Source organism: Pedobacter nutrimenti (genome assembly GCF_032678445.1).
GTDB classification, from domain to species: domain Bacteria; phylum Bacteroidota; class Bacteroidia; order Sphingobacteriales; family Sphingobacteriaceae; genus Pedobacter; species Pedobacter nutrimenti_A.
In genome coordinates this window covers 1-24003 of sequence record NZ_JAVTSQ010000005.1, presented here as the reverse complement: position 1 = coordinate 24003, position 24003 = coordinate 1, and the positions used below count along the sequence as shown (strand labels likewise).

Sequence of the window (24003 nt, the reverse complement as noted above, 5' to 3'; positions counted from 1 at the left end):
AAAAAAAAGCATTATGAAAAAACAGGGTTTATGGAGTAGGATAAAAATGATCCTGCGTATGGCATCCAGGTTCGCGGATCAGCACACTTCCAGTTTGGAAGCAATGGAAGCAACTTATATCAGGAGATTGTTTGATGAAAAAAAACCCGAACAGGGCCATTATATTACTTTGAAGATCAGCCCCTATGGCAGTATCTATAAGGTAACACAGGTGGTTTGTCTGAGAAATACACTGCAAGAGGAACACTGTTGGCTGGCTACTTATGGCTGGCACTCCAACGGGCATCTTATCGAGATCGGGGGGTACCGCTACTGCATCTTCGATCCGCTGCAAAAGACATTATATCTCGAAGACTACAATCATGCAGACATCAAGACACTGGAAACCTATACCCAAATATAGAAGGCCATGAAAAAGATACTGACGATGATACTGCTGGTATTAACAGTAACGCTGGTGCCTGTAAAACAAAGCCATGCCCAGATACCGATAATCGATATCATAAAGGCTGCTGTCAAAAAAGTGATCCGGGCAGTTGACCTACAGATCCAACGGCAGCAAAATAAGATCATCTGGTTGCAGAACGCACAGAAGGTGCTTGAAAACGCGATGTCTAAATTAAAGCTCAGGGAGATATCGGAATGGACGGAAAAGCAAAAGGAACTGTACAAGGTATATTTCGACGAACTCAAAAAGGTACGGACTATCATCACCTATTACCAACGGATCAGGGAGGTCATTCAAAAGCAGGAATCCATCATCACCGAATACCGGCGGGCATGGTCCCTTGTGCGTAGTGACAAACATTTTACGCCACAGGAGATCGAGTACATGGGCAAGGTCTATAGCGGCATCCTTGATCAGAGCGTATCGAATATGGAACAGCTCTACCTGGTGATCAACTCCTTCCGTACACAGATGACAGATGCCAAACGGATAGAAATGATCAATACTGCCGCAGAAAAGGTCAACGAAAACTATATCGACTTACGGGATTTCAATTCCGATAACGGGATGTTGAGCCTTCAGCGGGCGAAATCAGAACAGGAGGTTGACCTGGTCCGAAAGCTCTATGGGTTAAAGTGAAGGGGAATTTGAGCAGACAGTTTAAAATGGCTTATATGAAAAAAATGATTTTGCTGCTGTTGCTGATTATGGTAACAACGGGCACACAAGCACAAACCTTCTCGGAATGGTTCCGGCAGAAGAAAACGCAAAAGAAATACCTGATCGAGCAGATAGCGGCGCTGCAGGTATATATCGGTTATGTGAAAACCGGATATGATATAGGTAAGAAGGGACTGACCCTTATCGGGGACATCAAAAATGGTGATTTCAATTTACACAAGGGCTACTTCCAATCCCTGGTAAACGTCAACCCGGAGATCAAAAAATATTCAAGGGTAGCCGAAGTTATGGCCCTTCAGCAGCGGATACTCCGCATCCAAAGCAAAACCAGGAGGCAACTCCGGGATGGCGACTTGCTTACCGATAAGGAGCGTCAATATTGTGAACAGGTCTTTGACCGGTTGCTGGAGGATTGCGGCCATTCTATAGACGACCTGATCCAGACTGCTACTGACGGTACTTTAACCCTTAAAGATGACGAACGGTTGCAGCGTATTGACAGGATTTACGAAGATATGCTGGATAAACATGCCTTCGTAGTACAGTTCAGTAGCAGTGCTATGGAACTGGTAACACATCGGAACGTTGATGTAAGGGAAGCGGAAAACAGTTTAAAGCTAAACGGTATAAAATAAAGAATCATGAAAAAGATATTTTTTGCATTGTTGGTGCTGACGGGCATAGGTAGTTTGCAGGTCAGGGCGCAAAGTGATGAGGTAGTGCAACTGCTCCTTAATGTCGAAAAGCTGGCTCAGTTTAAACAGATCTTAAAGGATCTGAAAACAGGATATACGATCGTCAGTACAGGATACAATACCATCAAGGATCTGTCCCAGGGGAATTTCAGCATTCATAAAACCTTTATGGATGGCCTCATGGAAGCCAGTCCAACAGTAAAAAGGTACTATAAGGTTGGTAAGATCATAGAGTACCAGATAGTATTGGTAAAGGAATACAGGACTGCCTATGACCGGTTCCGGGCCAGCAACCTGCTGCGGCCATCAGAGCTAAGTTATATCGGCAGCGTCTATTCTAATCTTTTGGGCCATAGCCTGCGCAACCTGGAAGAACTGGCTAATGTCATTACTTCAGGAAAATTGCAGATGAGCGATGACGAGCGGTTAAAGGCCATTGACGGTATCTACGAGGAAATGGCCGACAAACTTGCCTTTCTCAAAAGCTTCAATAGCAACACCTCAATGTTGACACTCCAGCGCAAAAAGGAACAACAGGATATAGGGCAGATAGGAAATTTGTATAACATAAAATAAATAGAGAATGGCAAAGTGGAGATGGACGGTCTTATTGACCGTAGTGGGATGGGTATTGCCCTTACTGAGTCATGCCCAGGGCGTGGCAAAGGATATCAAAAGCATGCAAAGTGTGCTGGATAAATTATATGATGAAATGCTTCCGATGTGTGAAAAGCTAATTGGTGTAGGACAAGGGATCGCCGGCTTTGCTGCCCTCTGGTATATCGGCTCCCGAATATGGAAGCATATTGCCAATGCCGAACAAGTGGACTTCTATCCATTGTTCAGGCCTTTCGTATTAGGATTCTGTATCCTTTTTTTTAATAACGCGGTTATCGGTGTGCTCAATGGCGTAATGCAACCGGTTGTTGCGGGAACGGCACAAATGGTGCAAGATTCCAATAAAGCTATAGAGGTTTTGCTGGATGAAAAAGAAAAAGCGGTAAAGGAAAGCAAATTCTACCAGATGTATATAGGCCAGAATGGAAGCGGTGATAAAGATAAATGGCTCAAGTACACTCAGGGCCTTAAAGATTCTGACCCAGCACCGGAAGAGGGTTTCTTCGATGGTTTAGGTAATGATATTTCTTTTGCTTTGGCAAAGGCTTCTTACAATTTCAGAAACAGCGTTAAGCAATGGATGAGCGAAGTACTCAATGTCCTGTTTGAAGCGGCAGCTTTATGCATCAATACCCTTAGGACTTTTCAACTGATTGTGCTTGCGATCATCGGCCCGTTGGTTTTCGGCATTAGTGTTTTTGATGGTTTCCAGCATACATTGACAGCCTGGATTGCTAAATATCTCAATATTTTTCTTTGGTTACCTGTAGCCAATATTTTCGGCAGCATCATCGGCAAGATCCAGGAAAACATGTTGAAACTGGATTTGTCCCAACTGCATCAAAAGGGGGATACGTTTTTCAGCTCTACAGATACCGGTTATCTGATTTTTATGATCATTGGTATCATCGGTTATTTCACCGTCCCATCGGTGGCGGGTTTTATTGTCAACTCCGGTGGTGGCGGTGCCTTTGGTCAAAGGATTACCAGCCTGGCGACCAGTACCGGGAGTATGGTTGCCGGCAGAATGGCACAGGGCGTCAGCAATATCGCCGACTTGAAAAAGAATTTCAACGAAGGTTTGAGCGGCAGCCAGTCCGGCAGCGGGGTCACTGGAGGTATCGGCAGGATCATAGGTTCGTCCGGTGCATATATGGCCGATAAATTATCAGGTAAGAAAAACAATAGTGGAGACAAAGATTAAACAAAGTTTTTATGTTCAGTAAAACAAGAAATATAGACTCGGCGTTCCGGCACATCAAAACATTCAGCATCATACTCATCGTTGCCAATGTTATCACCGTAGGCCTTTACGTTTACTTCTGCGAGCAGCGGGTGAAACGAGCAGAGGACAAAGTACTCATTCTGCTCAATGGGAAGGTCGTTTCTGCTATCACATCTGACCGGACGGATAATTTACTGATCGAATTAAAGGATCACGTAAAAACATTTCATCAGCTCTTTTTTACGCTCGCACCAGATGAAAAAGTGATCACGGGTAATATAACCAAAGCCCTTTATTTGGCCGATGCCACCGCTAAACGCGAATATGATAACTTAAAAGAACAGAACTATTACAGCAATGTGATTTCGGGCAATGTCAGTCAGACTGTCCTTGTCGATAGCATCAAAGTCAATACAGATACCTATCCTTATTCCTTCCGGTTCTTTGGCAGGCAGGAAATTACCAGGGCTACTACGATAGCTACCCGTAGCCTGGTCACCGAAGGGTTACTCAGAAGTGTATCCCGCAGTGATAACAATCCGCACGGATTTCTGCTCGAGGGTTGGCATACTCTGGAAAATCAGGACATCAGTATTAAAAACAGGTAGCGATGGGGTGGTTCAACAAAAGAAAGGTTTCCCGCAATTCGGGCAGGGAAATAGCAAGGGATAGGATCGCTAAAGGTTTGGCAGGTATACTTAATAAGATGCAAAACGGATGGGCAGCCTGGATGACCAGGCAGACCAACAGGCTTTCCCCAAGGGGAAAGGGAATTGCATTTTTTCTCTATGGTGTCATGATGGCTTGCGCTTGTACCTATATTATCATCAGCAGCCTGTCCGGAAAAACAGGCGGGCTGAGTACCGGTCCGGATGATCGGAATCAAAAGGTAATCCTGCAACAATCAGAAGCGGTGGATAGGAAAATGCCAGCAGGGATCAGAGGCCGGATTGCATCCTTCCGTTCCCTGCTGGACAGCCTGGGGCAGACAGAACAGGGAAGAAGGCAACGGGATAGTTTGCTGCAAAGCAGGCCCGGATTAATGGACAGTATAACAAGGGTAGAACAACTTTATCGATATCAATAGAAAGTGAGAGGGCATGGAGTTAAGGAATAAAATAATAGAGGGGGATTGCCTTGAAGTGATGGCGTGGATAGAAGACCAAAGTGTGGACATGATCCTTTGCGACCTTCCATATGGAGTTACGCATAATCGGTGGGATACGGTAATTGACCTGGGAAAATTATGGGAGCAGTATAAAAGAATCATCAAACCGAGGGGTGTAATCGCATTGACGGGCCAGCATGCCTTTTCAGCCAGGTTGATCATGAGTAACCTGGCCTGGTTTAAGTATAAGATCGTCTGGATCAAAGCCAGTGCAGGTAACTTTCTCAATGCACAAAAACAGCCGCTGCGCCGGCATGAAGATGTATGCCTGTTTTACCAGGAACAACCTTTGTTCCAACCGGAAAAAACAAATGGGAAACCTTATGATAAGGGTGTTAGAAAAGGAGATGTAACCGGGAATTATAACGCTTTTAAGACGCAGCCGATTCGTAATATACATGGAAAACGGTTCCCGACCGATGTCCTCTTTTTTGAAGAGGAGCAGATTGCGGATTGGGTTTATACCAAGGTAGCCAGCCAGGCCGATGGTGCGCACCATCCTACCCAAAAACCGGTGTCGCTCGGACGATGGCTGATCCGGACCTATACCAAAGCCGGGCAACTGGTTTTGGATAATGCCTGTGGAAGCGGAAGTTTCCTGGTAGCGGCCATATTGGAACGCAGGAATTTTATTGGGATTGAGAAAAATGTGGCCTCTGGTCATAAGGGAAAGGTAGTCGATTATGTTTCCATCAGTCGCAGACGGGTTGCCCATGCTTTCATGCAAGCCACCCAATCTGATTTATTTAATGAAGAAGAATTTTAAAACAAGTTAAGCATATGGAAAATCCAGCTAAAAATTCAAAAAAAGAGAAGAAGCGCAGGTTCTTGACTGTGCTGCCGCTCCTGATCGTTCCTTTCCTGACCATGATATTCTGGTCATTAGGTGGTGGGAAAGTGGAAAGTGCGGGCGCCAGTACCGGCACCAAGACAGGTTTTAATAATATCCTTCCCGATGCACACCTTAAAGAGGACAAAGACCTGGATAAGATGAGCTACTATGAACAGGCAGGAAAGGATTCCGCCCAATTGAGGGCGCAACTCAAAAGTGATCCTTATTATCAGCAAAGCAATGGGGCGGTTGCTGCTGCACCGGGACCAGGTCCGCTTCCTGCGCCTTATACGCCATCAGGCAGCGGTGGACTGAATACGACACCCTATAATGGTTCCGGTTATATCGATCCCAACGAAGCGAAAGTGTACCAAAAACTGCAACAGCTTAATCAGGCTATAAACCAGAATGGCGACGCCGTTTTACCAGGCCAAAAAGCTACTCCTGACCTGGATGGCAGCGCGGTGCAAAAGCTGGAAAAGATGATGCAACAGATGCAAAGCGGCAATGGACAACAAGACCCAGAAACAGCCCAGCTCAATGATATGCTGGAGCGGGTTTTGGACATCCAACATCCTGAACGGGTACAGGAAAAGCTCAGGAAGACCTCAATTGAGCGCCGTAACCAGGTTTTTGCCGTAACAACGGCAAAGAACAAGGAGGGCATATCCTTTTTAGACAGCAAGGCAGGTAACCTCGGTAATGGCGATACCGGTTTCTATTCTATTGGGGAAGTGGCTGATACTAATGAGCAGAATACCATAGATGCCGTGGTGCATGAAACGCAGACCCTGGTCAGCGGTTCTACGGTGAAGCTAAGATTGCTGAGTGATGTATTTATCAATGGGAAATTGATTCCCAAGGATAATTTCGTTTTCGGGACCGTAACCCTGACCGGGGAACGGCTGCTGATCAAAGTTACCGGGATCAAATATAAGAAGTCCATCTATCCGGTAGACCTGGCCGTAATGGATATTGATGCGATGGAGGGAATTTACATACCCGGCGCTATTGCCAGGGATGTAGCCAAGGAGTCAACCGACAGGGCGATACAGGATCTTTCCTTTGGCTCCATGAGCAATTCTGTAGGGGTACAGGCTGCCGGTGCGGGAGTGGAGGCAGCAAAGACCTTTTTTAGTAAAAAGGTAAAGCTGATCAAGGTCACTGTAAAAGCGGGATATAAGGTTCTGCTACGGGACGAAAAGCAAAAAATGGAGAACCAGTAATACTCTTTCTATAATAAATTTAAAGCAACGATGATGAAAAAGAACAGTGCAGTATGGATATCGTTAATTATCCTTTTTTTGATGAGCGGCCAGGTTATGGCCCAAACGCTACTTAGTGGTGTACAGCAATCCAGCATACCCTCATTACCCTTATCGGTAACTTTTGGTAAAACGACGAACCTGATTTTCCCTTACCCGATCAAAAGGGTGAACATTGGCAGCAGGGATGTATTGGGGGAAATCGTTAAAGATGTGGAAAACATCCTTTGGCTCAAAGCGGCCAAACAGGGATTTTCCGAAACCAACCTCACGGTAGTTACCGCTGATGGAAAGTTTTATTCCTATATCCTCAATTATTCACCTACACCGGTTGTGCTCAATATCAAAATGGGCAGTAACCTCAATTTCCCTAAATCCGATGCTTTGTTCAGTTCCAAAAATGAAAATGAAGCGCGGGTGAACGATTTGACCGAGCAGATCAGCGTTAAAAAGCCGGTGATCCGGGGTATTAGTGATATCCGTTTTGATGTGGCCATTAATCTTGACGGGGTATATATTAAGGATGACAAACTTTATTTTCAGTTTGGTCTTACCAATAACTCCAATGTCGATTATGGAATTGAGACCATCCGCTTTTACATCAAAGACAAAAAGAAAGCCAAACGTACCGCATCCCAGGAAGTTGAACTCTCTCCGGAACAAGTGGCAGGAAATACAGAAATTATCAGGGGACAATCCAGACAAAGTTTTGTCGTAGCCCTGCCCAGGTTTACCATACCGGACAAGAAGCTGCTGTATATCCAACTGATGGAACAGAACGGTGGCCGGCACCTGGAACTGAAGGTGCAGAATAAAATCATCATTGGCGCAAAGGCAATCAGGTAATGAAAATCAATTCAGGGGCTATCAATGAACTGTCAGCCTTCCTGGAACAGGCACAAATGGAGGGCGCCCGGCTGATCTGCTATTACGAAGAGGATACTCATTTTGACAAACACGAGATCGAAACGTTCAGCAATGATTACGACGCGCGAGAGTATTATTACGAAACAGCAACAGATGTAGATCAATGCAGTATTGCGCCCCTGGTTCCGGTACTGGAAGCGATAAAAGTTCTGCAACAGTCTGTTGCAGCGCTGGAAGGCCGTGAGGGATCAGTGTCCTTTCCCTTTGATATCCCATTAATCGTAGAACAATATCAATTAAAAGAAAAATTAAAAGCAAGTATTATGAGTGAGAATATAGAAAAAACAACCGAAGAAAAAACGATAGAAGAAAAAATGCTGCCCCTTGAAAAGCGTTTTAAATTTAGTGGTATGGGGGATATTTCCCGTGAGGAGCTGAAAAGAAATCTGATTGAAGGCCAACCGAGTTTTCATGTTGGATTGAAGGGGAAAATTGATGAGGTAATGACGACGCTAGATGCCCTGGTAAAGCTTTCTAAGAAAGGGGAATACTATCCGCAAAGTTACGATTTAACCATCCATCCAGAAGGTCAGCCGTCTTATTCGAGGAACTATGAATTTAAACGATCTCTTCCGGTGCATACCTTGAATGAGGATGGTTCGGAAAAGGTTGACTGGATTAACAGTACGATTACCCGTAAGGAGGCCTTTAATCAGATGATGGGTAGAGCAGTTAATAAGGATTATGTTTTCGAGAATAAGGATGATCCGAAAAAAAACAGAAAGTTTAACGCCTGGGAGTACATTGATTATACAAAGCCAGCCGTAGATGGGAAGCACCCTATTGAAAGGATTTACGATTTTGACATGGATAAGAAGATGGAAGGGTACCAATTTAAGTTTGCTAACAAGAATGAGGAAGAGAATTTCATACCATCCCTTAAGAGAGGCAATTGTCAAAGTGTTATTAATGTCAATGCAGATGGCAGCACGGATTTGGTTTATTTCCTTGCTAACCCGAGAGGTAATGAAATGAAAGTGTTTGATAAGAATATGAATGAAATCCTTCTTTCGATCAAGGCCGAAAGAAATGTTGCTGAAGGGCTACCATCGCAACCAGATCAAACACAGCCGGGTCAACAAACCGGCCAGGACCTCAATAGTTCTGTTAATGAGGGCTTGTCTGTTAGTAACAATTCAGACGCAAATGTACAACAGGACGTTAGCAAGGATGTAACAGTGCAAGAAGGTCAAACACAGACATCAGGACAACAGGTTAATGACAATAGTAATATTCCCTTTAATGAAAGCTTGTCTGGTAGCAACACTTTAAGCGTTGCAGAACAAAAGGATAATGCCACTGACGTAAAACCGCAAACAGAACAAATACAGATGGCGGGACAACAACCTAGTCAGGACAGTAAGAAAACTTTAAAGGAAGGCATGGCTGGTGGCGGGGATCCTGGGGCTACGGTTCAAAAGGAAAAAAAAAGTAAAAAAAGGTCCAGAGGCATTTAAAAACGGGAAGGAATGAGAATTCTATCTTAATCCCGTCAAATGGACTTTGTACCAGGTATGCAATTTGGCAAAAAGGCTGCGGCAGGCTTATCATTTAATCAATCGGGTTATTTCAACCACTTATATCTGCAGGTCGCAGCTCATGAACTTGGATACAAAACCATCGGTAAACTGGTCTCCTAAAAAGTGAAGCAGCGTGACAGGGAATTTGAAATCCCTGTCACTTAGAAAGAAGTTGAATAGCATTTAAAGAAGTTAAGGTTTTAAATAGAGATGGGTATGAAAAACAGTTTAGATCATCTGGTTCAAGAGATTACAGACAGGGAAACCATGGAAATAGGATTAAGAGGAATATTTGAGCCTTCTTATTTTGAGAGCAGCCCGTACCTGAAAGAAAAATTACGGTTCTATGAACATCTTGAATCCAAGTATGGCGTTCAGGCCGTAGGAGGAAGCAATACAGGCAGTATATTGTTGCGTCAGGAACAGAAGAAGGTGGAGCGAATGATTTATCCGAACCCGACCTTAAGGCTACTTTACCGGTTGTCGAAGGTCTTGTTTTCCGACCGGAAAAGATTTGCTTACGAGAAATCGGTTCAAAGCAATCTTAAGAACTTACAAAAAAAGGTTTCGGATTCCGGGTTTAAGATCAGCGGCAAACGCATTGAGCACATGATACGACACGGAAGGAAGGAGTCAATGATTCCCGTTTCTTACTACGTCAACGAAAAAGAAAAGATGGACTTCCTGTTGAAGTTTGTCAAAGACGCAGCTGGTAATTACAATCTGGAACAATATCAAGGCAGGTATCAGAATCTGGCACTCAATAACGAAATCCGGACCTGTTCCTTTAATCATGAAGGATCACCGGATGTCACAGCAAGGCAGGCCCACAACCTATTGGCAGGCAGAGCCGTTCGTGTAGGGGAAGGGGCTGGAGAGCGCCATTGGATTCAATTGGATTTGAACGACAAAGATGCGGAAGGAAATTATAAAATAAAGGTGTTTCCCGCCGATTATGGGTTTAATCTCTCCAAATGTTTGACAAATTTGGGTGTACAGGAAACGCTGGATTATATCTCAAAACTGAAACTTGTTGAGGCTATTGAAAACGGCGATAGAGTCGATGTGGCCAAGGGTCAAAATCGGCTTATCGGAATTGAGGCCAATCCCCAAAGGAGACAACTGGATATCTATGAGAAAGGTGTATTGAAGATTGAGAATGCTGTTGACAAAAATGCAAAAGTAGTTTCAACTGAGTTGACCAATACCGAAATGAAAATAGTAAAGACTGCCAAGGTAAAAGGAATCACGCATTAATTTGAATTGTGTTATGGAAGCGAGCCAACCTTTAAAAGATTTCTTTGAAGGAATTGATACTAATCCCAGAATAGGAACGGTCCATATTGCTGTATTTATGGCTCTTTATTATAAGTGGCTATCGGTGTCCTGTAGCGACGAGTTTATAGTATTTGCCAGGGAGATGATGCCTATTGCAAAAATATCCTGTCCTAAGACTTATTATGAAGCGTTAAAGGGGTTGAAGGAGTCTGGCTATATAGGGTATGAGCGATCTTACAAGAGGACAAAAGGAAGTAGATTCTACTTCATCTAAGGGATGTAGAATTTATTTGATCCGTTGTGTAGCGGAAATAAATGTAAAAAAGACAATGAGTGTAGAAATAATTACAAAAGAGGACCTGGAGCAATTTCGAAAAGATCTTTTGAGCGATATAGAGCAAATTTTCAAGAACACGCCTGTCCCGATGCAAGCAGAAGCCCCGGAGGAATGGCTGAAAAGCGCTGAGGTAAAGGCAAGATTAAAGATTTCATTTAGCTCCCTGCAAAATTTAAGGATCAGTGGGAAGGTAAATCCCAAGAAAATTTTGGGGGTCTATTATTATAACAGGAAAGAAATAGATGCATTATTTAAATAAAAATCAAATGAGGATGAAAATGGGAGTGAAGGTAGATTTGGTACTAAAATATATGGTATCTATGTCAAGGGATAAGAAGGTTAAAGTAATGCATATGGCGATCGTTTTTGCTATTCTGCAAATTGCTATAAACGAGGGAAAAGAAAGGATGGTAAATATTACCAGGAGGAAGGTGATGGAAACGGCACATATTAGCAGTTTCGCAACTTATCATAAATACCTGAAGGATTTGGAACAAATGGGTTATATCAAGTATTTCCCTTCCTATCACCCAAAGGATGGGAGTTTGGTGCTTCTAAGTTTGTGATCAGAATAATAATGAATTTATTAAAGTCAGGGTCCTGCCACTTCGAGATAATTAAAATAGGCACATATCCCCTCTGAAACAGTTTAAGCAAGTGTAGAAAGAAGATAATTTAAATAGAAGCCGTCCTATTTCTAAGTTTCTGAATACTGAAAACATAAAACAATTTAAATGCTATACCTCTAAAATAATACTAACTGTTCGCAGGGGATATGTGCCATAATCTTAATGTGAATGAAAAAAGCCACCCTTAATAGGGCGGCTGTAAAATATTTCTGCACCTATAATTTGGTTAACATATTTGGTGACCAGGCGTAGTAGTGACAATAGTGCAAGTAATTTCACACGTATGCATAGGAGCTGTTACGGGACAGATTTCTGGTCCGCAAGTCCTTAATCCGTCACAGGTCGCTTGGTTTGTTATCGCTCCACCCACAACCTGATTTCCTCTCTCTATGGATAAGGGAGAAATAATTTTCTTCTTTAAAGACAGTTTTGCACTTACGATTTTCTTCTTCATAAAAATGATGTTTTAGTTAAGATGAACTGATCTCACAAAATTGACTGCTATTCTCTACACTAAAAAGCCGCTCAACAGGTTTTTGGCACATCATTGCAATAACAAAGCCTCTTGATTAGAGAGGCTTTGTTTTAATAGCTGATCTATTAGTTGGTCGAAATCTATGCTTTCTCTTTCAGGAGGTTGGTAATCTAGCTGCTCCCAGGAATCACACCTTTTGAGTGCATCCAGGAACAACAAGGTTTGCTTCAGTACTTGTGGGTGTTTTAGGCCCGGTATTGAATTTTATCCTTCAAGAAGATAGCGTTTCTCCTGTATACATTCCGGAAATTTTCCAGGTCGATAAAATTCGGCGATAGACAATACCTTGCCTATTCGTGTGAGGCTCTCTACTATAAAAACCTCCGTGTCAATCCATATTTTCGCATTGCTAACTACTTCGTAGTTGACCCCATCCTCAATAGTTGTCGAAATGAATGGAGAAATAACTGCCGATATTTCTTTCTTGTATTCCATCCTGTCCTCATAAGCGTCGTCGCTATTATCCTGAAAATCGATATACAAATCCATTAGGATCTGATTTATGGTATCGTAATGTAAATAGTAAACCAGGTGCCTGTATTTTGCGGCCATTTTATCCGCTTCTTCTTTTTTCATATGAATTGTTTTAAGCAGTTAATTATCCAATGATTTTTTAATGTTAGGCTACTGCCACAGCAGCGCTAATATCTATTTCCATTACCGTGGTAGCTTCTATTATTAGTGTAGGCTCCAATTTATTTTCGAGTTTATCCATATCCTCCAATACTTTTGTATCAACTACCTTAGCGTAGTGTTGTGTCTGCTTTATGGTGCTATGTCCTAACAGCTTTGAAACTGTTTCAATTGGCACGCCATTGGCTAAAGTCACCGTTGTGGCAAAAGTATGTCGCGCGATATGATAAGTAAGTCTTCGATTTATTCCGCAAAGCGCTGCTATCTCTTTGAGGTATTCATTTATCCTTTGATTGCTTGCAACGGGAAGGACAAATCCTTTTTCAGAACACTTTGGGTGATCTGCATACTTATCCATAATTTCCTGTGCCACCCGCAACAAAGGAATATTAATTGGGGCTTCTGTTTTTTCCCTGTTGGAAACTATCCATTTCTTTCCATTATCATCTTCTGTGATCTGGAAACGCATCAGGTTTTTAATATCCACATAAGCCAGGCCAGTGTAACAACTGAATACAAAAATATCTCGAACTGTACTTAGTCTATCTGTCAGGAATACTTTACTTCGGATCGCTTCCAGCTCACTTCGTCTAAGAGGAATAACCGGGATGTCCTTAGGGCTTGTCTTGAAATCAGCAAATGGGTCAATATAAATCCAGCCTTTTTTTCTGCATTGTATGATGATCCTCTTGAACAGACTGAGATATTTAACTGCTGAATTATAAGAGTGCTTTTTTTCTGCCCGGAGCCAGTAGTAATATTCTGTTATAAACTCATGGTTGATATCCCTAAGTTCCATATCAATATTATCATCCTCGGTTTCTAGTCTGAACTTGATATAGTTTTTAAGGTGATTATAGGCAGTTTCGTACCGCTGCAATGTCCTGGGCTTGTACTCTACACCTATGAGGCTTTCTACAACCTTATTGTGTTTAGCGAAGATGTTAAGCACTGTTCTCTTTTCTGGTCCGCTACCTGTTATTACGTTGCGGAGAATCTCAGCAGTTATCCTTCTGCCTGTGTCAATGAGAGTTTTCTTTGCCTCGTAGACTTTTGCGGTCAGTGATTCGAGGTATTCATTTAAAGTACGTGCGTCCTCTTTGTTACCTGTAGCTTTTCCGATACCCTGGTTCCACTTATCGCATTGCCAGATTCTTTTTGTTGACAGTTCCTTTGATTTTCCGTCAACGGTGATCCTTAAATAAACATAACGATCCTTACCCTTCTGATTTTTTGGTTGCTTTAAATAGAAAAGCAAGCCAAAGCTTTTTTCCAACATGATTGAATAATTTAAGTTAAACAAATGTCGGATCGGAGCCTTTACTGTACAAGATGTTTAAGGTTTAAACATCTTGTAAATCAAATAGTTATAAGTTATTAGTGCGTCTTTTTTTATAATTTTTAAGGACGCACGAATGACGCTAATTAATTGCGGGAATCTTTGTGAAAGTTAGCAGTGGGCTAAAAACAAAAAACCTGCAAATCATTAATTTGCAGGCTTCTTAAAGGTTTTGTAATTGAAGTTTGTACCACGTACGGGAATCGAACTATTTTTATAACTAGTTATAACCCAATTCCTTTATAGATTCAAATAAAGCATGACTACACGAATGACGCTTTATTTACAAACTTTATCCTATTTGGATATCAGTACTCAGAGCGGGAATCGAACCCGCACGACTTTTAAGGTCACAGGATTTTAAGTCCTGCGTGTCTACCAGTTCCACCATCTGAGCAGGTGTTAAACCTTTTAAAATTAAAAGCCTCCATTGAAGAAGGCTTTTAGAGCGAAAGACGAGATTCGAACTCGCGACCCCGACCTTGGCAAGGTCGTGCTCTACCAACTGAGCTACTTTCGCATTTTAATGCATCCTCCGATGCGTTTTTCCATTCTTCAAATCGTTGTTTTAATGACCGTTTCTCCGTTTGGGTTTGCAAATATAGCTACAATTATATTTTCTGCAAGTTATTTTTTCATAAAATTTTAATATTTATGGTAAGTTATTGTCTTTCAATACTTCTGAGATTAAATTATTTTCAAAGCCTTTCCCCATCAGATAGGTAATCAGCTTATATTTCTTTTTATAGGCATCGTTCTCTGTGATCAGCTTTGCTTTTTTCTCCGCCAGTTCAAGCAAAGTTTGCAGATAATCACCGGAATCTATTGTATTTAGTGCTTTGGTGATCATCTTGTCCGGAACCTGCTTTATTTTAAGGGACTGTTTAATTTTAATTTTGCCCCACTTCTTAATGTTAAATTTGCCAGATACATATACTTTGGCAAAACGCTCCTCGTTCAGAAAGTTGGTAACGATCAATTCAGAAATCAGCTCTTCAACCTCTGCTGTTTTTAAACCCCAGTCGTAAAGTTTGTTTCTGATTTCATATTGAGAACGTTCCTGATAAGCACAGTAATGCTCGGCTTTGGCCAAAGCAGCTTTCTTATCCAAAACAACAGGTTTATTCTTATTTGTTTCCACAGATGCAATAGTACGAAATCTTCTCAGTTCCTATATTATTTAGTATCCTTGTGAAAAAAATCAGCCAAACATTTTTTATGAAACCATTGATGAAGAAATTCTTAGTGCTATTTATTTTTCTGTTCATTTGTAGATTGGGAGCGTCTGCCATTACTGTGGATTCTATTCATTTCGGAAAATTCGGAAAGATCATTCTGTATCATCCGGCCAAGGAGCCTACCTCCGTGGCGCTTTTTGTATCCGGTGATGGGGGATGGCAGCACGGAGTGATCAATATGGCCAAAAACATAGCCCGCCAGGGGGCACTGGTGCTAGGTATAGATGCCAAGACCTATAATATGACATTAGCCAGATCAGGTGCCAAATGTTATTACCCGGCGGCTGATTTCGAACAGTTAAGTCTCATGATCCAGAAGAAGTATAAGTTCAGGACCTATTTTAAGCCGGTACTTATTGGCTATTCCTATGGAGCTACCTATGTATATGGCATTCTTGCACAGGCACCGGCCAATACTTTTAAAGGTGCAATTGGCATTGGCTTCTCTCCGGATATGGACATCATAAAACCACTTTGCAAAGGGAGTGGATTAAATTATCACGTATTAAAACCTGGTGTCTCCATTTACCTGGAAAGAACTAAAAATTTAACGGCGCCCTTCATCGTATTAAACGGATTGAAAGACAAAAGCTGTCCCTATGCGGTTACCGAGGCTTTTCTAAAAGATATGCCGATGACAGAACTGGTCGCCCTTCCAAAAGTAGGGCATGGCTTTCTGGCTTCAACTGGCTGGTTTACACAATTAAATGCGGCTTATAAAAAGATATTAAACGCCCCTTCTTTTAATGAACTCAAAGCCACAAAGTCAGGTCTGCAGATTTCAGAAGTCAAAACCATCATAGCCTTACCTTCAGACATGGCGCTCACAGTAGAATCTGCTCCTCAAAAAAACAACCTGCCCCTGATGATGATGATCTCCGGGGATGGAGGCTGGACGAGCTTTGATCAGTCCCTTGCAGAATCTATTGCCAGGAAAGGAATTACGGTGATCGGACTGGATGCACAAAAATACTTTTGGAACGCAAAAACACCCGATGGTGTAACTTCAGACATTTCCAGGGTACTGGTCCATTATATGCAATTGTTCGATAAGAAAACCTTTATGCTGGCAGGTTATTCTTTCGGGGCCTCTGTTGTTCCTTTTATTGCTGCCCGTTTGCCCCAGGGACTCAAAGGAAACCTTGCCGGAATTACGGTGCTTTCGCCAGATGTGACCGCCGATTTTGAAATCCATATCAGTGATATGCTCAGTATGAGTTCTGACGAGGATACCTATAATGTACTCGCAGAAGTGAAAAAGATCAAAAACCTAAACCCGGTTTGTTTCTTTGGAGCAGAAGAAGACCAGGAAGTACAGCGTAAATTTTCAGCATTGGGAATAAAGGTCGTTTCTCTCCCGGGGAACCATCATTTTAACGACGATTTTTCATTAATTGCAGAATCTCTATACAGTTCTGTAAAAAGAATGTAAGGAAAACAAAGCGAATAAAACTTTTAATAACAGCAGCTGTTGTCAGGGTATAAAATAATACAATACTATACCCTATGAAAAGTTTACATAAAATTCAGCCCGCAGAGAAAAACGAAGAAGACCTGGAAAAATCAAAAGATTTAGGTGGAAAAATTAAAGAAAAGATACAAGCTACGGTACGTTCTACCAAGAAGATTAACCCGAGGTTATTGATCTTATAATATAACAGAAAACGCTCTCAACACTTTCTATTCCCCAGCCAACTGCGTTTTATTTTGAAATGACAGTATCCTTACGCGCTCATTTTATCAAAATTTGCTACATTAGCCTCCATGAAAACCAGCTATCGGAAGGTTGTTATTAAAATCGGATCCAATGTATTAACGCGAGAGAATGGCTTGCCAGATCTGGAAAGGATCGAACATTTAGTTTCGCAGTTGTCCAGCCTGAAAAAGAAAGGTGTAGAAGTCATTGTAATTTCCTCGGGAGCAGTCGCTTCCGGAAGAAGTCTTATTAAAGTTCAGGAAAAACAAAATACAGTTGCTGCCCGCCAGCTTCTGGCTTCCATAGGTCAGATCAAATTGATCAATACCTATATGCAGCTGTTTGAGCAGCAAGGCTTATTGTGTTCCCAGGTACTGGTCACTAAAGAAGATTTTAGAGACCGGATGCATTACCTCAATATCAAAAACTGTTTAGAGATTTTATTGCAGTATCATGTTGTCCCCATTGTCAATGAGAATGATGTGGTCTCTGTTACAGAGCTGATGTTTACAGACAATGATGAACTTGCCGGCCTGGTGGCTTCTATGCTGAATGCCGATGCATTGCTCATTCTTTCAAATGTAGATGGTATTTATGACGGCGACCCAAAGGCGGCAGGCACCAAAGTAATAGAAAGGGTGGAGCCAGGATCTAACCACATATCTTCCTTTATTACCACTTCCAAGTCTGGATTCGGAAGAGGAGGGATGGTCACTAAGCTTTCCATGGCACAGAAGATTGCAAAGCTGGGAATACCTGTACATATCGCAAACGGAAAGAAAGAGAATATCATTCTGGACGTATTTGCAGGTCAGGCAGTGCATACGCAGTTCCTGCCGGAAAAAATCACTTCGGGCAAAAAGAAATGGATTGCGCATTCCGAGAATTCAGCAACCGGGATCGTTAAACTGAACGAAGGTGCCAAACAGGCACTAATCTCAGGAAAGGCCAGTAGTTTACTGCCGGTAGGCATTATCAATGTGCAGTCAGAGTTCCAGAAAGGAGATATCATTAAACTGGTTGATGAGCACGATGTCCTGATCGGTTTGGGTATTGCCGAATATGGATCAGATAAAGCGAAGGAACGGGTGGGAGAAAAAGGTCAGCGGCCATTGGTTCATTACAATTATTTTTATGCCGTTCTTTAGCTATTGATCTAAGGAACATACACCAGATTTTATGGATTATACGATTTACTTTCAGAACAGTTTAAAAGCCACCAGGGATTTATCCCGTCTCAATAATACTCAGATCAATAGCTTGCTGCTTCATCTGGCCGATGCTGTTGAACTCAAAACAGATTTTATCCTGCAGGCCAATCAACAGGATCTGGACAAGATGGATCCTGAGGATCCTAAATATGACAGACTTAAACTGAGCCCGGAAAGGATTGCTGATATTGCGGCCGATATACGGAATGTTTCTGCGTTGAACAGCCCGCTGGGAGAGGTTCTGGAAGAAAAGTCAAGGCCAAACGGATTGTTGATCTCTAAAGTAAGAGTACCTCTTGGCGTGATCGGCGTGATCTATGAAGCCCGCCCAAATGTAACGCTGGATGTATTTGCTTTATGCTTTAAAACAGGTAATGTTTGTATCCTTAAAGGAGGAAGCGATGCTGAACACTCCAATAAAGCGATTATGGAGGTTATTCATAGTGCGCTGGAGGCAGAGGGGATCAATATGAATGTAGTCAGTCTATTACCTGCGGAAAGAGCTGCAACACATGCCTTACTCCATGCCACAGGATATGTAGATGTGTTGATTCCCAGGGGAAGCCAGCAATTGATCAACTACGTTCGCGAAAATAGTAAAATACCGGTTATTGAAACCGGAGCTGGTATTGTGCATGTCTATTTTGACCTCGAAGGAGATCTGACCAAGGGAAAAGGAATTGTTTTCAATTCAAAAACACGACGGGTAAGTGTTTGTAATGCCCTCGATTGTTTGCTGATCCACCAGGACCGGTTAAAGGACCTGGCTAAACTTGTGGAGCCTTTACAAAAGGAGCAGGTAGAAATATTTGCCGATGAAAGCGCTTATCAGTATTTAAAAGGCCATTATCCGGAACAACTGCTTAAGCTGGCAGAAGAAACACATTTTGGTACAGAGTTTCTTTCCTATAAAATGGCTGTAAAAACAGTAAAAGATATTGACGAAGCCCTTGACCACATTAGCGCTCATAGTTCTAAACATAGTGAAGCCATTGTTTCAGATGACCCGCTCAATACCGAGTTGTTCCTGAAACAGGTAGACGCCGCTGCGGTCTATGCGAATGCCTCTACCGCATTTACAGATGGTGGTCAGTTTGGTTTGGGCGCAGAGATTGGCATCTCCACACAGAAACTTCATGCCAGAGGTCCGATGGGGCTGGAAGAACTGTGCAGTTATAAATGGATTGTCAGAGGAGAAGGTCAGATCCGATAAATTTTTCTTGATATTTTTTTTGTTTTTAGGATAATTGCCTTACCTTTGTACTGTAATAAATAAAATTACAGAATGAACAACGGAAGATTTGCAATTTCCTTACATATCCTTACCTTGCTGGATAAAGCCAATGGAGAAGTTCTGTCTTCAGATTATATTGCCGGAAGTATTAATATCAATCCGGTACTGGTGAGAAAAGAACTTAGTAATCTTCGAAATCACGGAATGGTATTAAGTAAAGAAGGTAAAAATGGAGGAAGTTACTTAGCGAAATCTGCTCAGAATATTACTTTGGGCGAGATTTACAACTCGGTAAGACAAAATTCCTTATTGGGTAACCTTAAAAATACACCTAATCCCCAATGTCCGGTAGGTAAACAAATTAACAAACATTTGGATAACTTATATGTTGATACGGAGAACGCGCTGATCAGACAATTGTCTGTACAGACACTGGCAGATTTTAGCCGTAAGTTCGATTGATTTTTTTTATTCATAACTGTAACAAATTAAATTACATATAAAAGTAAGATTATGAAAGTAGCATTAATAGGAGCAAGCGGTTTTGTCGGAACCAGTATCCTTAAAGAATTGTTAAGCCGCGGACATGAGGTCCTGGCCCTGGTTCGTCAGCCAGAGAAAATTACAGTGAAAAATGAGAAATTGACTGTTAAAGCCATTGATGTATTGGATACAAATGCTTTAACCAGTGCCGTTAAAGATGAAGATGCGGTAATTAGCGCCTATAATGCGGGCTGGACGAATCCAAACCTTTACAATGATTTTCTTGCAGGATCAGAGGCCATCCAGAAAGCGGTTAAAGATGCGGCTAAACCACGATTGATCGTGATCGGCGGCGCTGGAAGTTTAGAAATTAACGGCCAGCAACTGGTAGACGGACCTGAATTTCCTGCAGAATATAAAGCCGGCGCTACAGCAGCGAGAGATTACCTGGACATCCTGAAAAAAGAAAAAGACCTTCCATGGACTTTCTTTAGTCCCGCTATTGAAATGCATCCTGGAATTACAACCGGACGCACCGGTAAATATCGTTTAGGAAAAGATCAGCCTGTATTCGACGCGAACAACAGATGCAGTCTTTCTGTAGAAGACTTAGCGGTTGTTATTGCCGATGAACTGGAAAACAATCAACATCCTCAGCAGCGCTTCACGGCAGCCTATTAATTCCATTTATTTACAAAGGGCCGATGTTTGGCAGCTCAAACATTGGCCATCTTTTTGCTACCTTCGTGTGTATAATCCAATTCAAAAAGGCATTATTATACGACTACAATGGAATTCATCTACACTATTCAGCACATTTCCCAAATCCTGCATGCAACTTCGGCTATTGCTCTGCCAGATACCCAGATTCAGAACCTTTTGATCGACAGCAGAACGGTCATTGACCCTGAAACATCATTATTCTTTGCCTTACCGGCACAAAGAAACGGGCATGAATATATTAAAGATGCTTACGAGCATGGGATCCGGAATTTTGTCATTAGTGATCAGAACTATAATGGTGTTTATTCTGATGCCAATTACCTGCTGGTAGAAAATGTGCTCAAAGGGCTTCAAAAATTGGCGGCCTATAACCGGAAATTGTATGATGTACCTGTACTGGCGATTACAGGTAGTAACGGTAAGACCATCGTCAAAGAATGGTTGTACCAGTTGCTGGCCACAGATTACAATCTCGTTAGAAGCCCTAAGAGTTTTAACTCCCAGATCGGTGTCCCTTTATCGGTTTGGCAGATGGGAAAAGAACATACAATGGGGCTTTTTGAAGCCGGAATCTCCAAAAGCGGAGAAATGGAAGCCCTTGCTGAAATTATACAACCTACCATAGGTATCCTGACCAATATCGGGGAAGCCCATGCAGAAGGTTTCTCTTCAGGGAAAGAAAAATTACTGGAAAAATTAAAACTGTTTGCAGGTGCTGAACTCCTTATTTATGCACCAGAGTATACCATGGGACTATCTGCAAAAGAGCTGCCGGGACAAAGAAAGTTTTCCTGGAGCACTACTACAGAAGCCGATCTTAGAGTCATGTTCATTGAGCCAATCGATGGCCGGAGTTATATCCGGGCAAAATATAAAGGAGAAGAGATCGAATGCCTGATCCCTTTCCGTGACCGCGCATCAGTGGAAAATGGCATTATCTGTTGGGCTACCCTGCTTGCCTTAGGGTACAGTCCCGACGAAGCAGATATCAGGCTGGAAAAACTTACACTGGTTAAAATGCGTCTGGAATTAAAAAATGGCATTAATCAGTGTTCGGTCATTGACGATTCTTACAGTGCAGATATTTCTTCACTCGCCATTGCCCTTGATTTTTTGAACCTGCAGAACCAGCACCTCAGAAAAACCCTGATCCTGTCAGATCTTCCTGAAACGGGAAAAAGCAATGAAGTGCTTTATGAGGAGATCTCCTCCCTGATCCGGCAAAAACACCTGAACCGGCTGATCGGTATCGGACCAAATATCTCTGCATTTGCAGCCCTTTTCGATCTGGAAAAAGAATTCTATGCCAGTACCCCTGATTTTATAGAAAAATTTCCTGGTCTGCATTTCAGCAATGAAACTATTCTGGTGAAAGGGGCAAGAAAATTTGAGTTTGAAAGGATCAGTAAACTGCTCACCCAAAAAATACATGATACAGTCCTGGAAGTAGACCTGAATGCCCTTGCCGGCAATCTCAAATTCTATAAATCCATGCTGAAACCAGGAGTTAAGATCATGGTTATGGTCAAGGCATTTTCTTATGGGAGCGGAAGTTTTGAGATTGCCAATGTGCTCCAGTACCATAAAATTGATTACCTGGCTGTTGCCTATGCTGATGAAGGCATTGCACTCAGAAGGGGCGGAATTACCATGCCAATTATGGTCATGAGCCCTGAGCCCTCAGCTTTTGAAGCCATCGTTAAATACAAACTGGAGCCGGAGCTGTACAACCTGGATATCCTGAAAGGTTTCCTGAACTTTTTGCCTGACCACGAACATGGCTATCCCGTGCACCTCAAGATAGACACAGGTATGCACCGTCTTGGTTTTGATGAAACAGATGTAGACGACTTACTGCAGACCTTGAAGCATGCTCACGGCATCAAAATAAAGTCCGTTTTCTCTCATCTGGTGGGCAGTGAAGAAGCCCGGCATGATGATTTTACCAGATACCAGATCAACCTTTTCAAAAAGATTACAGAAAGAATCAGCCAGGAACTGGATTACGATTATATCAAACATATTTCCAATACTTCCGGGATTTCAAGACACCCGGAAGCTCAATTTGATATGGTGAGGCTTGGCATTGGATTGTATGGTTATGACGGCGGATTGGAACAGAACAGACGGTTGCAAACGGTGGCCAGCCTTAAAACAACGGTTACACAGGTGAAACAGATTAAGCCAATGGAAACCATAGGCTACAGTCGTAACGGCATCTTACTGGAAGGCGGGCAAATTGCAACCGTAAAAATTGGTTATGCCGACGGTTATACCAGAGGCTTTGGAAATGGTGTTGGCCATATGCTGATCAAAGGTAAACTGGTTCCAACAATTGGTTCCATCTGCATGGACATGTGTATGCTGGATGTAACCGGTATGGATGTTAAAAATGGTGATGAAGTAATGGTATTCGGTCATGAACTCCCCATTTTGGAGCTGGCCAAACAAATCCACACGATCCCTTATGAGATCCTGACGAATATTTCTCAAAGAGTGAAACGAATCTATTTTTATGAGTAGTTTTGCCGCAGGAATAAACAGGAATAAATCTGTACCCGGAAGCAGGTTTATACGATGATTAGAATTACGTTATGAACAGAATTGGAAGGGCATTATTAAATTACCTGATTAAAGGATTGCTGATTGTTTTGCCTATTGCATTAAGCATTTTTATTGTCGTATGGGGCGTAACTACCGTAGACAGCTGGCTGAATGTTAATAATATTCTTGGAGTTGACCCCAGAACTGGTGCCAGCAGGAATATTCCTGGACTGGGCCTGGCTTTAGTAGTAGGGATCATCCTGGCTGCGGGTATCTTTGTAACCAATTTTGTAACGGAACCGATGTACAACTGGTTCCAGAAAATGCTCGATAAACTCCCTATCATCAAGTTTATTTATTCTTCCATTAAGGATTTAACAGAAGCTTTTGTTGGAGATGAAAAGAAATTTAACCATCCGGTATTGGTAGAGGTAGAAGGTAACCTGAAGCGGATTGGTTTTTTAACACAAAGTGACCTGGCAGCGATTGATTTGCCTGGAGAAGCGATTGTGTATTTCCCTTTTTCTTATTCTTTTGCAGGTCAGGTGTATGTGGTGAGTAAGGACAAGATAAAGCCTTTGAAGATGAGCGCGGCGGATGCCATGAAGTTGGTGGTATCTGGCGGAGTTAGCCATTTCTAAAAAATTGAACTGCTATTCGACTCCTCAAAGCTTTTGCGGAAGAGCAAAACCTTTGCATGTCGTCTCACAGCAGCTCAATTTTTGAGGAATGGATAGCACTCCC

The 24003-nt window shown here is 42.2% G+C and carries 28 protein-coding genes and 2 tRNA genes; 24 read left to right on the top strand and 6 right to left on the bottom strand.

Features of this window, described 5'->3' with window-relative positions; all coding sequences use genetic code 11:
• Nucleotides 1-13: 13 nt before the first annotated feature.
• From R2S08_RS09680 to R2S08_RS09605, 16 genes are all read left to right on the top strand, one after another.
• On the top strand, nucleotides 14-403 hold the full coding sequence (locus R2S08_RS09680) for a hypothetical protein (RefSeq protein WP_316834983.1): 390 nt from the start codon (nucleotides 14-16) through the stop codon (nucleotides 401-403).
• Nucleotides 404-409: 6 nt separating this feature from the next.
• The gene (locus R2S08_RS09675; protein WP_316834982.1) at nucleotides 410-1087 is read left to right on the top strand and encodes a conjugal transfer protein TraI; all 678 of its coding nucleotides are present in this window, start codon (nucleotides 410-412) and stop codon (nucleotides 1085-1087) included.
• 35 nt (nucleotides 1088-1122) lie between these two features.
• Nucleotides 1123-1764 (top strand): hypothetical protein, encoded by a 642-nt coding sequence (locus tag R2S08_RS09670; RefSeq protein ID WP_316834981.1) that lies wholly within the window; start codon nucleotides 1123-1125, stop codon nucleotides 1762-1764.
• A 6-nt stretch (nucleotides 1765-1770) separates the two neighbouring features.
• Nucleotides 1771-2400 carry a TerB family tellurite resistance protein gene (locus R2S08_RS09665; protein WP_316834980.1) on the top strand — a complete coding sequence of 210 codons (630 nt, stop codon included), beginning with the start codon at nucleotides 1771-1773 and terminating at the stop codon, nucleotides 2398-2400.
• A gap of 7 nt (nucleotides 2401-2407) precedes the next feature.
• The gene (gene traJ, locus R2S08_RS09660; RefSeq protein ID WP_316834979.1) at nucleotides 2408-3646 is read left to right on the top strand and encodes a conjugative transposon protein TraJ; all 1239 of its coding nucleotides are present in this window, start codon (nucleotides 2408-2410) and stop codon (nucleotides 3644-3646) included.
• Nucleotides 3647-3657: 11 nt separating this feature from the next.
• Nucleotides 3658-4275, top strand: a complete 618-nt coding sequence (gene traK / locus R2S08_RS09655) for a conjugative transposon protein TraK (RefSeq protein ID WP_316834978.1) — start codon at nucleotides 3658-3660, stop codon at nucleotides 4273-4275.
• A 2-nt stretch (nucleotides 4276-4277) separates the two neighbouring features.
• Nucleotides 4278-4754: a hypothetical protein gene (locus R2S08_RS09650; protein ID WP_316834977.1), complete on the top strand. Its 477-nt coding sequence runs from the start codon at nucleotides 4278-4280 to the stop codon at nucleotides 4752-4754.
• A 13-nt stretch (nucleotides 4755-4767) separates the two neighbouring features.
• A complete protein-coding gene (locus R2S08_RS09645) occupies nucleotides 4768-5601 on the top strand; it encodes a site-specific DNA-methyltransferase (RefSeq protein ID WP_316834976.1) in 834 nt (277 codons plus the stop codon).
• A gap of 14 nt (nucleotides 5602-5615) precedes the next feature.
• Entirely contained in the window at nucleotides 5616-6893 is a 1278-nt protein-coding gene (gene traM, locus R2S08_RS09640) for a conjugative transposon protein TraM (protein ID WP_316834975.1), read from the top strand.
• Between the two features lie 30 nt (nucleotides 6894-6923).
• Nucleotides 6924-7778, top strand: coding sequence for a conjugative transposon protein TraN (traN, locus tag R2S08_RS09635; protein ID WP_316834974.1), 855 nt, complete (start codon nucleotides 6924-6926; stop codon nucleotides 7776-7778).
• Nucleotides 7778-9316, top strand: a complete 1539-nt coding sequence (locus R2S08_RS09630; RefSeq protein ID WP_316834973.1) for a hypothetical protein — start codon at nucleotides 7778-7780, stop codon at nucleotides 9314-9316. Before traN ends, R2S08_RS09630 begins: the two co-directional genes overlap by 1 nt.
• 39 nt (nucleotides 9317-9355) lie before the next feature.
• The gene (locus R2S08_RS09625) at nucleotides 9356-9499 is read left to right on the top strand and encodes a hypothetical protein (protein ID WP_316834972.1); all 144 of its coding nucleotides are present in this window, start codon (nucleotides 9356-9358) and stop codon (nucleotides 9497-9499) included.
• A gap of 96 nt (nucleotides 9500-9595) precedes the next feature.
• On the top strand, nucleotides 9596-10636 hold the full coding sequence (locus tag R2S08_RS09620; protein ID WP_316834971.1) for a hypothetical protein: 1041 nt from the start codon (nucleotides 9596-9598) through the stop codon (nucleotides 10634-10636).
• 13 nt (nucleotides 10637-10649) lie between these two features.
• Nucleotides 10650-10931 (top strand): hypothetical protein, encoded by a 282-nt coding sequence (locus R2S08_RS09615; RefSeq protein WP_316834970.1) that lies wholly within the window; start codon nucleotides 10650-10652, stop codon nucleotides 10929-10931.
• Nucleotides 10932-10986: 55 nt separating this feature from the next.
• Nucleotides 10987-11253, top strand: a complete 267-nt coding sequence (locus R2S08_RS09610) for a helix-turn-helix domain-containing protein (RefSeq protein WP_316834969.1) — start codon at nucleotides 10987-10989, stop codon at nucleotides 11251-11253.
• Between the two features lie 7 nt (nucleotides 11254-11260).
• Nucleotides 11261-11560, top strand: a complete 300-nt coding sequence (locus tag R2S08_RS09605) for a hypothetical protein (protein WP_316834968.1) — start codon at nucleotides 11261-11263, stop codon at nucleotides 11558-11560.
• 289 nt (nucleotides 11561-11849) lie between these two features.
• Here the strand turns inward: R2S08_RS09605 and R2S08_RS28880 are convergent, their stop codons facing one another.
• The 6 genes from R2S08_RS28880 to R2S08_RS09580 all read right to left on the bottom strand — a co-directional run bounded on the left by R2S08_RS28880 (nucleotide 11850) and on the right by R2S08_RS09580 (nucleotide 15241).
• Nucleotides 11850-12077: a class I lanthipeptide gene (locus R2S08_RS28880; protein ID WP_410479521.1), complete on the bottom strand. Its 228-nt coding sequence runs from the start codon at nucleotides 12075-12077 to the stop codon at nucleotides 11850-11852.
• Between the two features lie 285 nt (nucleotides 12078-12362).
• Nucleotides 12363-12734 (bottom strand): hypothetical protein, encoded by a 372-nt coding sequence (locus R2S08_RS09600; protein ID WP_316834967.1) that lies wholly within the window; start codon nucleotides 12732-12734, stop codon nucleotides 12363-12365.
• A 43-nt stretch (nucleotides 12735-12777) separates the two neighbouring features.
• Nucleotides 12778-14070 carry a site-specific integrase gene (locus R2S08_RS09595; RefSeq protein WP_316834966.1) on the bottom strand — a complete coding sequence of 431 codons (1293 nt, stop codon included), beginning with the start codon at nucleotides 14068-14070 and terminating at the stop codon, nucleotides 12778-12780.
• 372 nt (nucleotides 14071-14442) lie between these two features.
• A tRNA-Leu gene (locus R2S08_RS09590) sits at nucleotides 14443-14527 on the bottom strand.
• A gap of 50 nt (nucleotides 14528-14577) precedes the next feature.
• Nucleotides 14578-14650 (bottom strand) — tRNA-Gly (locus R2S08_RS09585).
• Nucleotides 14651-14782: 132 nt separating this feature from the next.
• Complete coding sequence (locus R2S08_RS09580; protein ID WP_316834965.1) at nucleotides 14783-15241, bottom strand: regulatory protein RecX; 459 nt, start codon at nucleotides 15239-15241, stop codon at nucleotides 14783-14785.
• A gap of 119 nt (nucleotides 15242-15360) precedes the next feature.
• On the opposite strand from R2S08_RS09580, the gene R2S08_RS09575 reads away from it, so the two are divergent.
• From R2S08_RS09575 to R2S08_RS09540, 8 genes are all read left to right on the top strand, one after another.
• Complete coding sequence (locus R2S08_RS09575; protein ID WP_316834964.1) at nucleotides 15361-16800, top strand: AcvB/VirJ family lysyl-phosphatidylglycerol hydrolase; 1440 nt, start codon at nucleotides 15361-15363, stop codon at nucleotides 16798-16800.
• A 74-nt stretch (nucleotides 16801-16874) separates the two neighbouring features.
• Nucleotides 16875-17021 carry a hypothetical protein gene (locus R2S08_RS09570; RefSeq protein WP_316834963.1) on the top strand — a complete coding sequence of 49 codons (147 nt, stop codon included), beginning with the start codon at nucleotides 16875-16877 and terminating at the stop codon, nucleotides 17019-17021.
• A 111-nt stretch (nucleotides 17022-17132) separates the two neighbouring features.
• Nucleotides 17133-18212, top strand: coding sequence for a glutamate 5-kinase (gene proB, locus R2S08_RS09565; RefSeq protein WP_316834962.1), 1080 nt, complete (start codon nucleotides 17133-17135; stop codon nucleotides 18210-18212).
• A 31-nt stretch (nucleotides 18213-18243) separates the two neighbouring features.
• Entirely contained in the window at nucleotides 18244-19488 is a 1245-nt protein-coding gene (locus R2S08_RS09560; protein ID WP_316834961.1) for a glutamate-5-semialdehyde dehydrogenase, read from the top strand.
• A 72-nt stretch (nucleotides 19489-19560) separates the two neighbouring features.
• A complete protein-coding gene (locus tag R2S08_RS09555) occupies nucleotides 19561-19971 on the top strand; it encodes an Rrf2 family transcriptional regulator (RefSeq protein ID WP_316834960.1) in 411 nt (136 codons plus the stop codon).
• A 51-nt stretch (nucleotides 19972-20022) separates the two neighbouring features.
• Nucleotides 20023-20673 carry an NAD(P)-dependent oxidoreductase gene (locus R2S08_RS09550; protein ID WP_316834959.1) on the top strand — a complete coding sequence of 217 codons (651 nt, stop codon included), beginning with the start codon at nucleotides 20023-20025 and terminating at the stop codon, nucleotides 20671-20673.
• A 108-nt stretch (nucleotides 20674-20781) separates the two neighbouring features.
• Nucleotides 20782-23238, top strand: a complete 2457-nt coding sequence (locus R2S08_RS09545; protein ID WP_316834958.1) for a bifunctional UDP-N-acetylmuramoyl-tripeptide:D-alanyl-D-alanine ligase/alanine racemase — start codon at nucleotides 20782-20784, stop codon at nucleotides 23236-23238.
• A 71-nt stretch (nucleotides 23239-23309) separates the two neighbouring features.
• On the top strand, nucleotides 23310-23900 hold the full coding sequence (locus R2S08_RS09540) for a DUF502 domain-containing protein (RefSeq protein ID WP_108550761.1): 591 nt from the start codon (nucleotides 23310-23312) through the stop codon (nucleotides 23898-23900).
• Nucleotides 23901-24003: the final 103 nt, after the last annotated feature.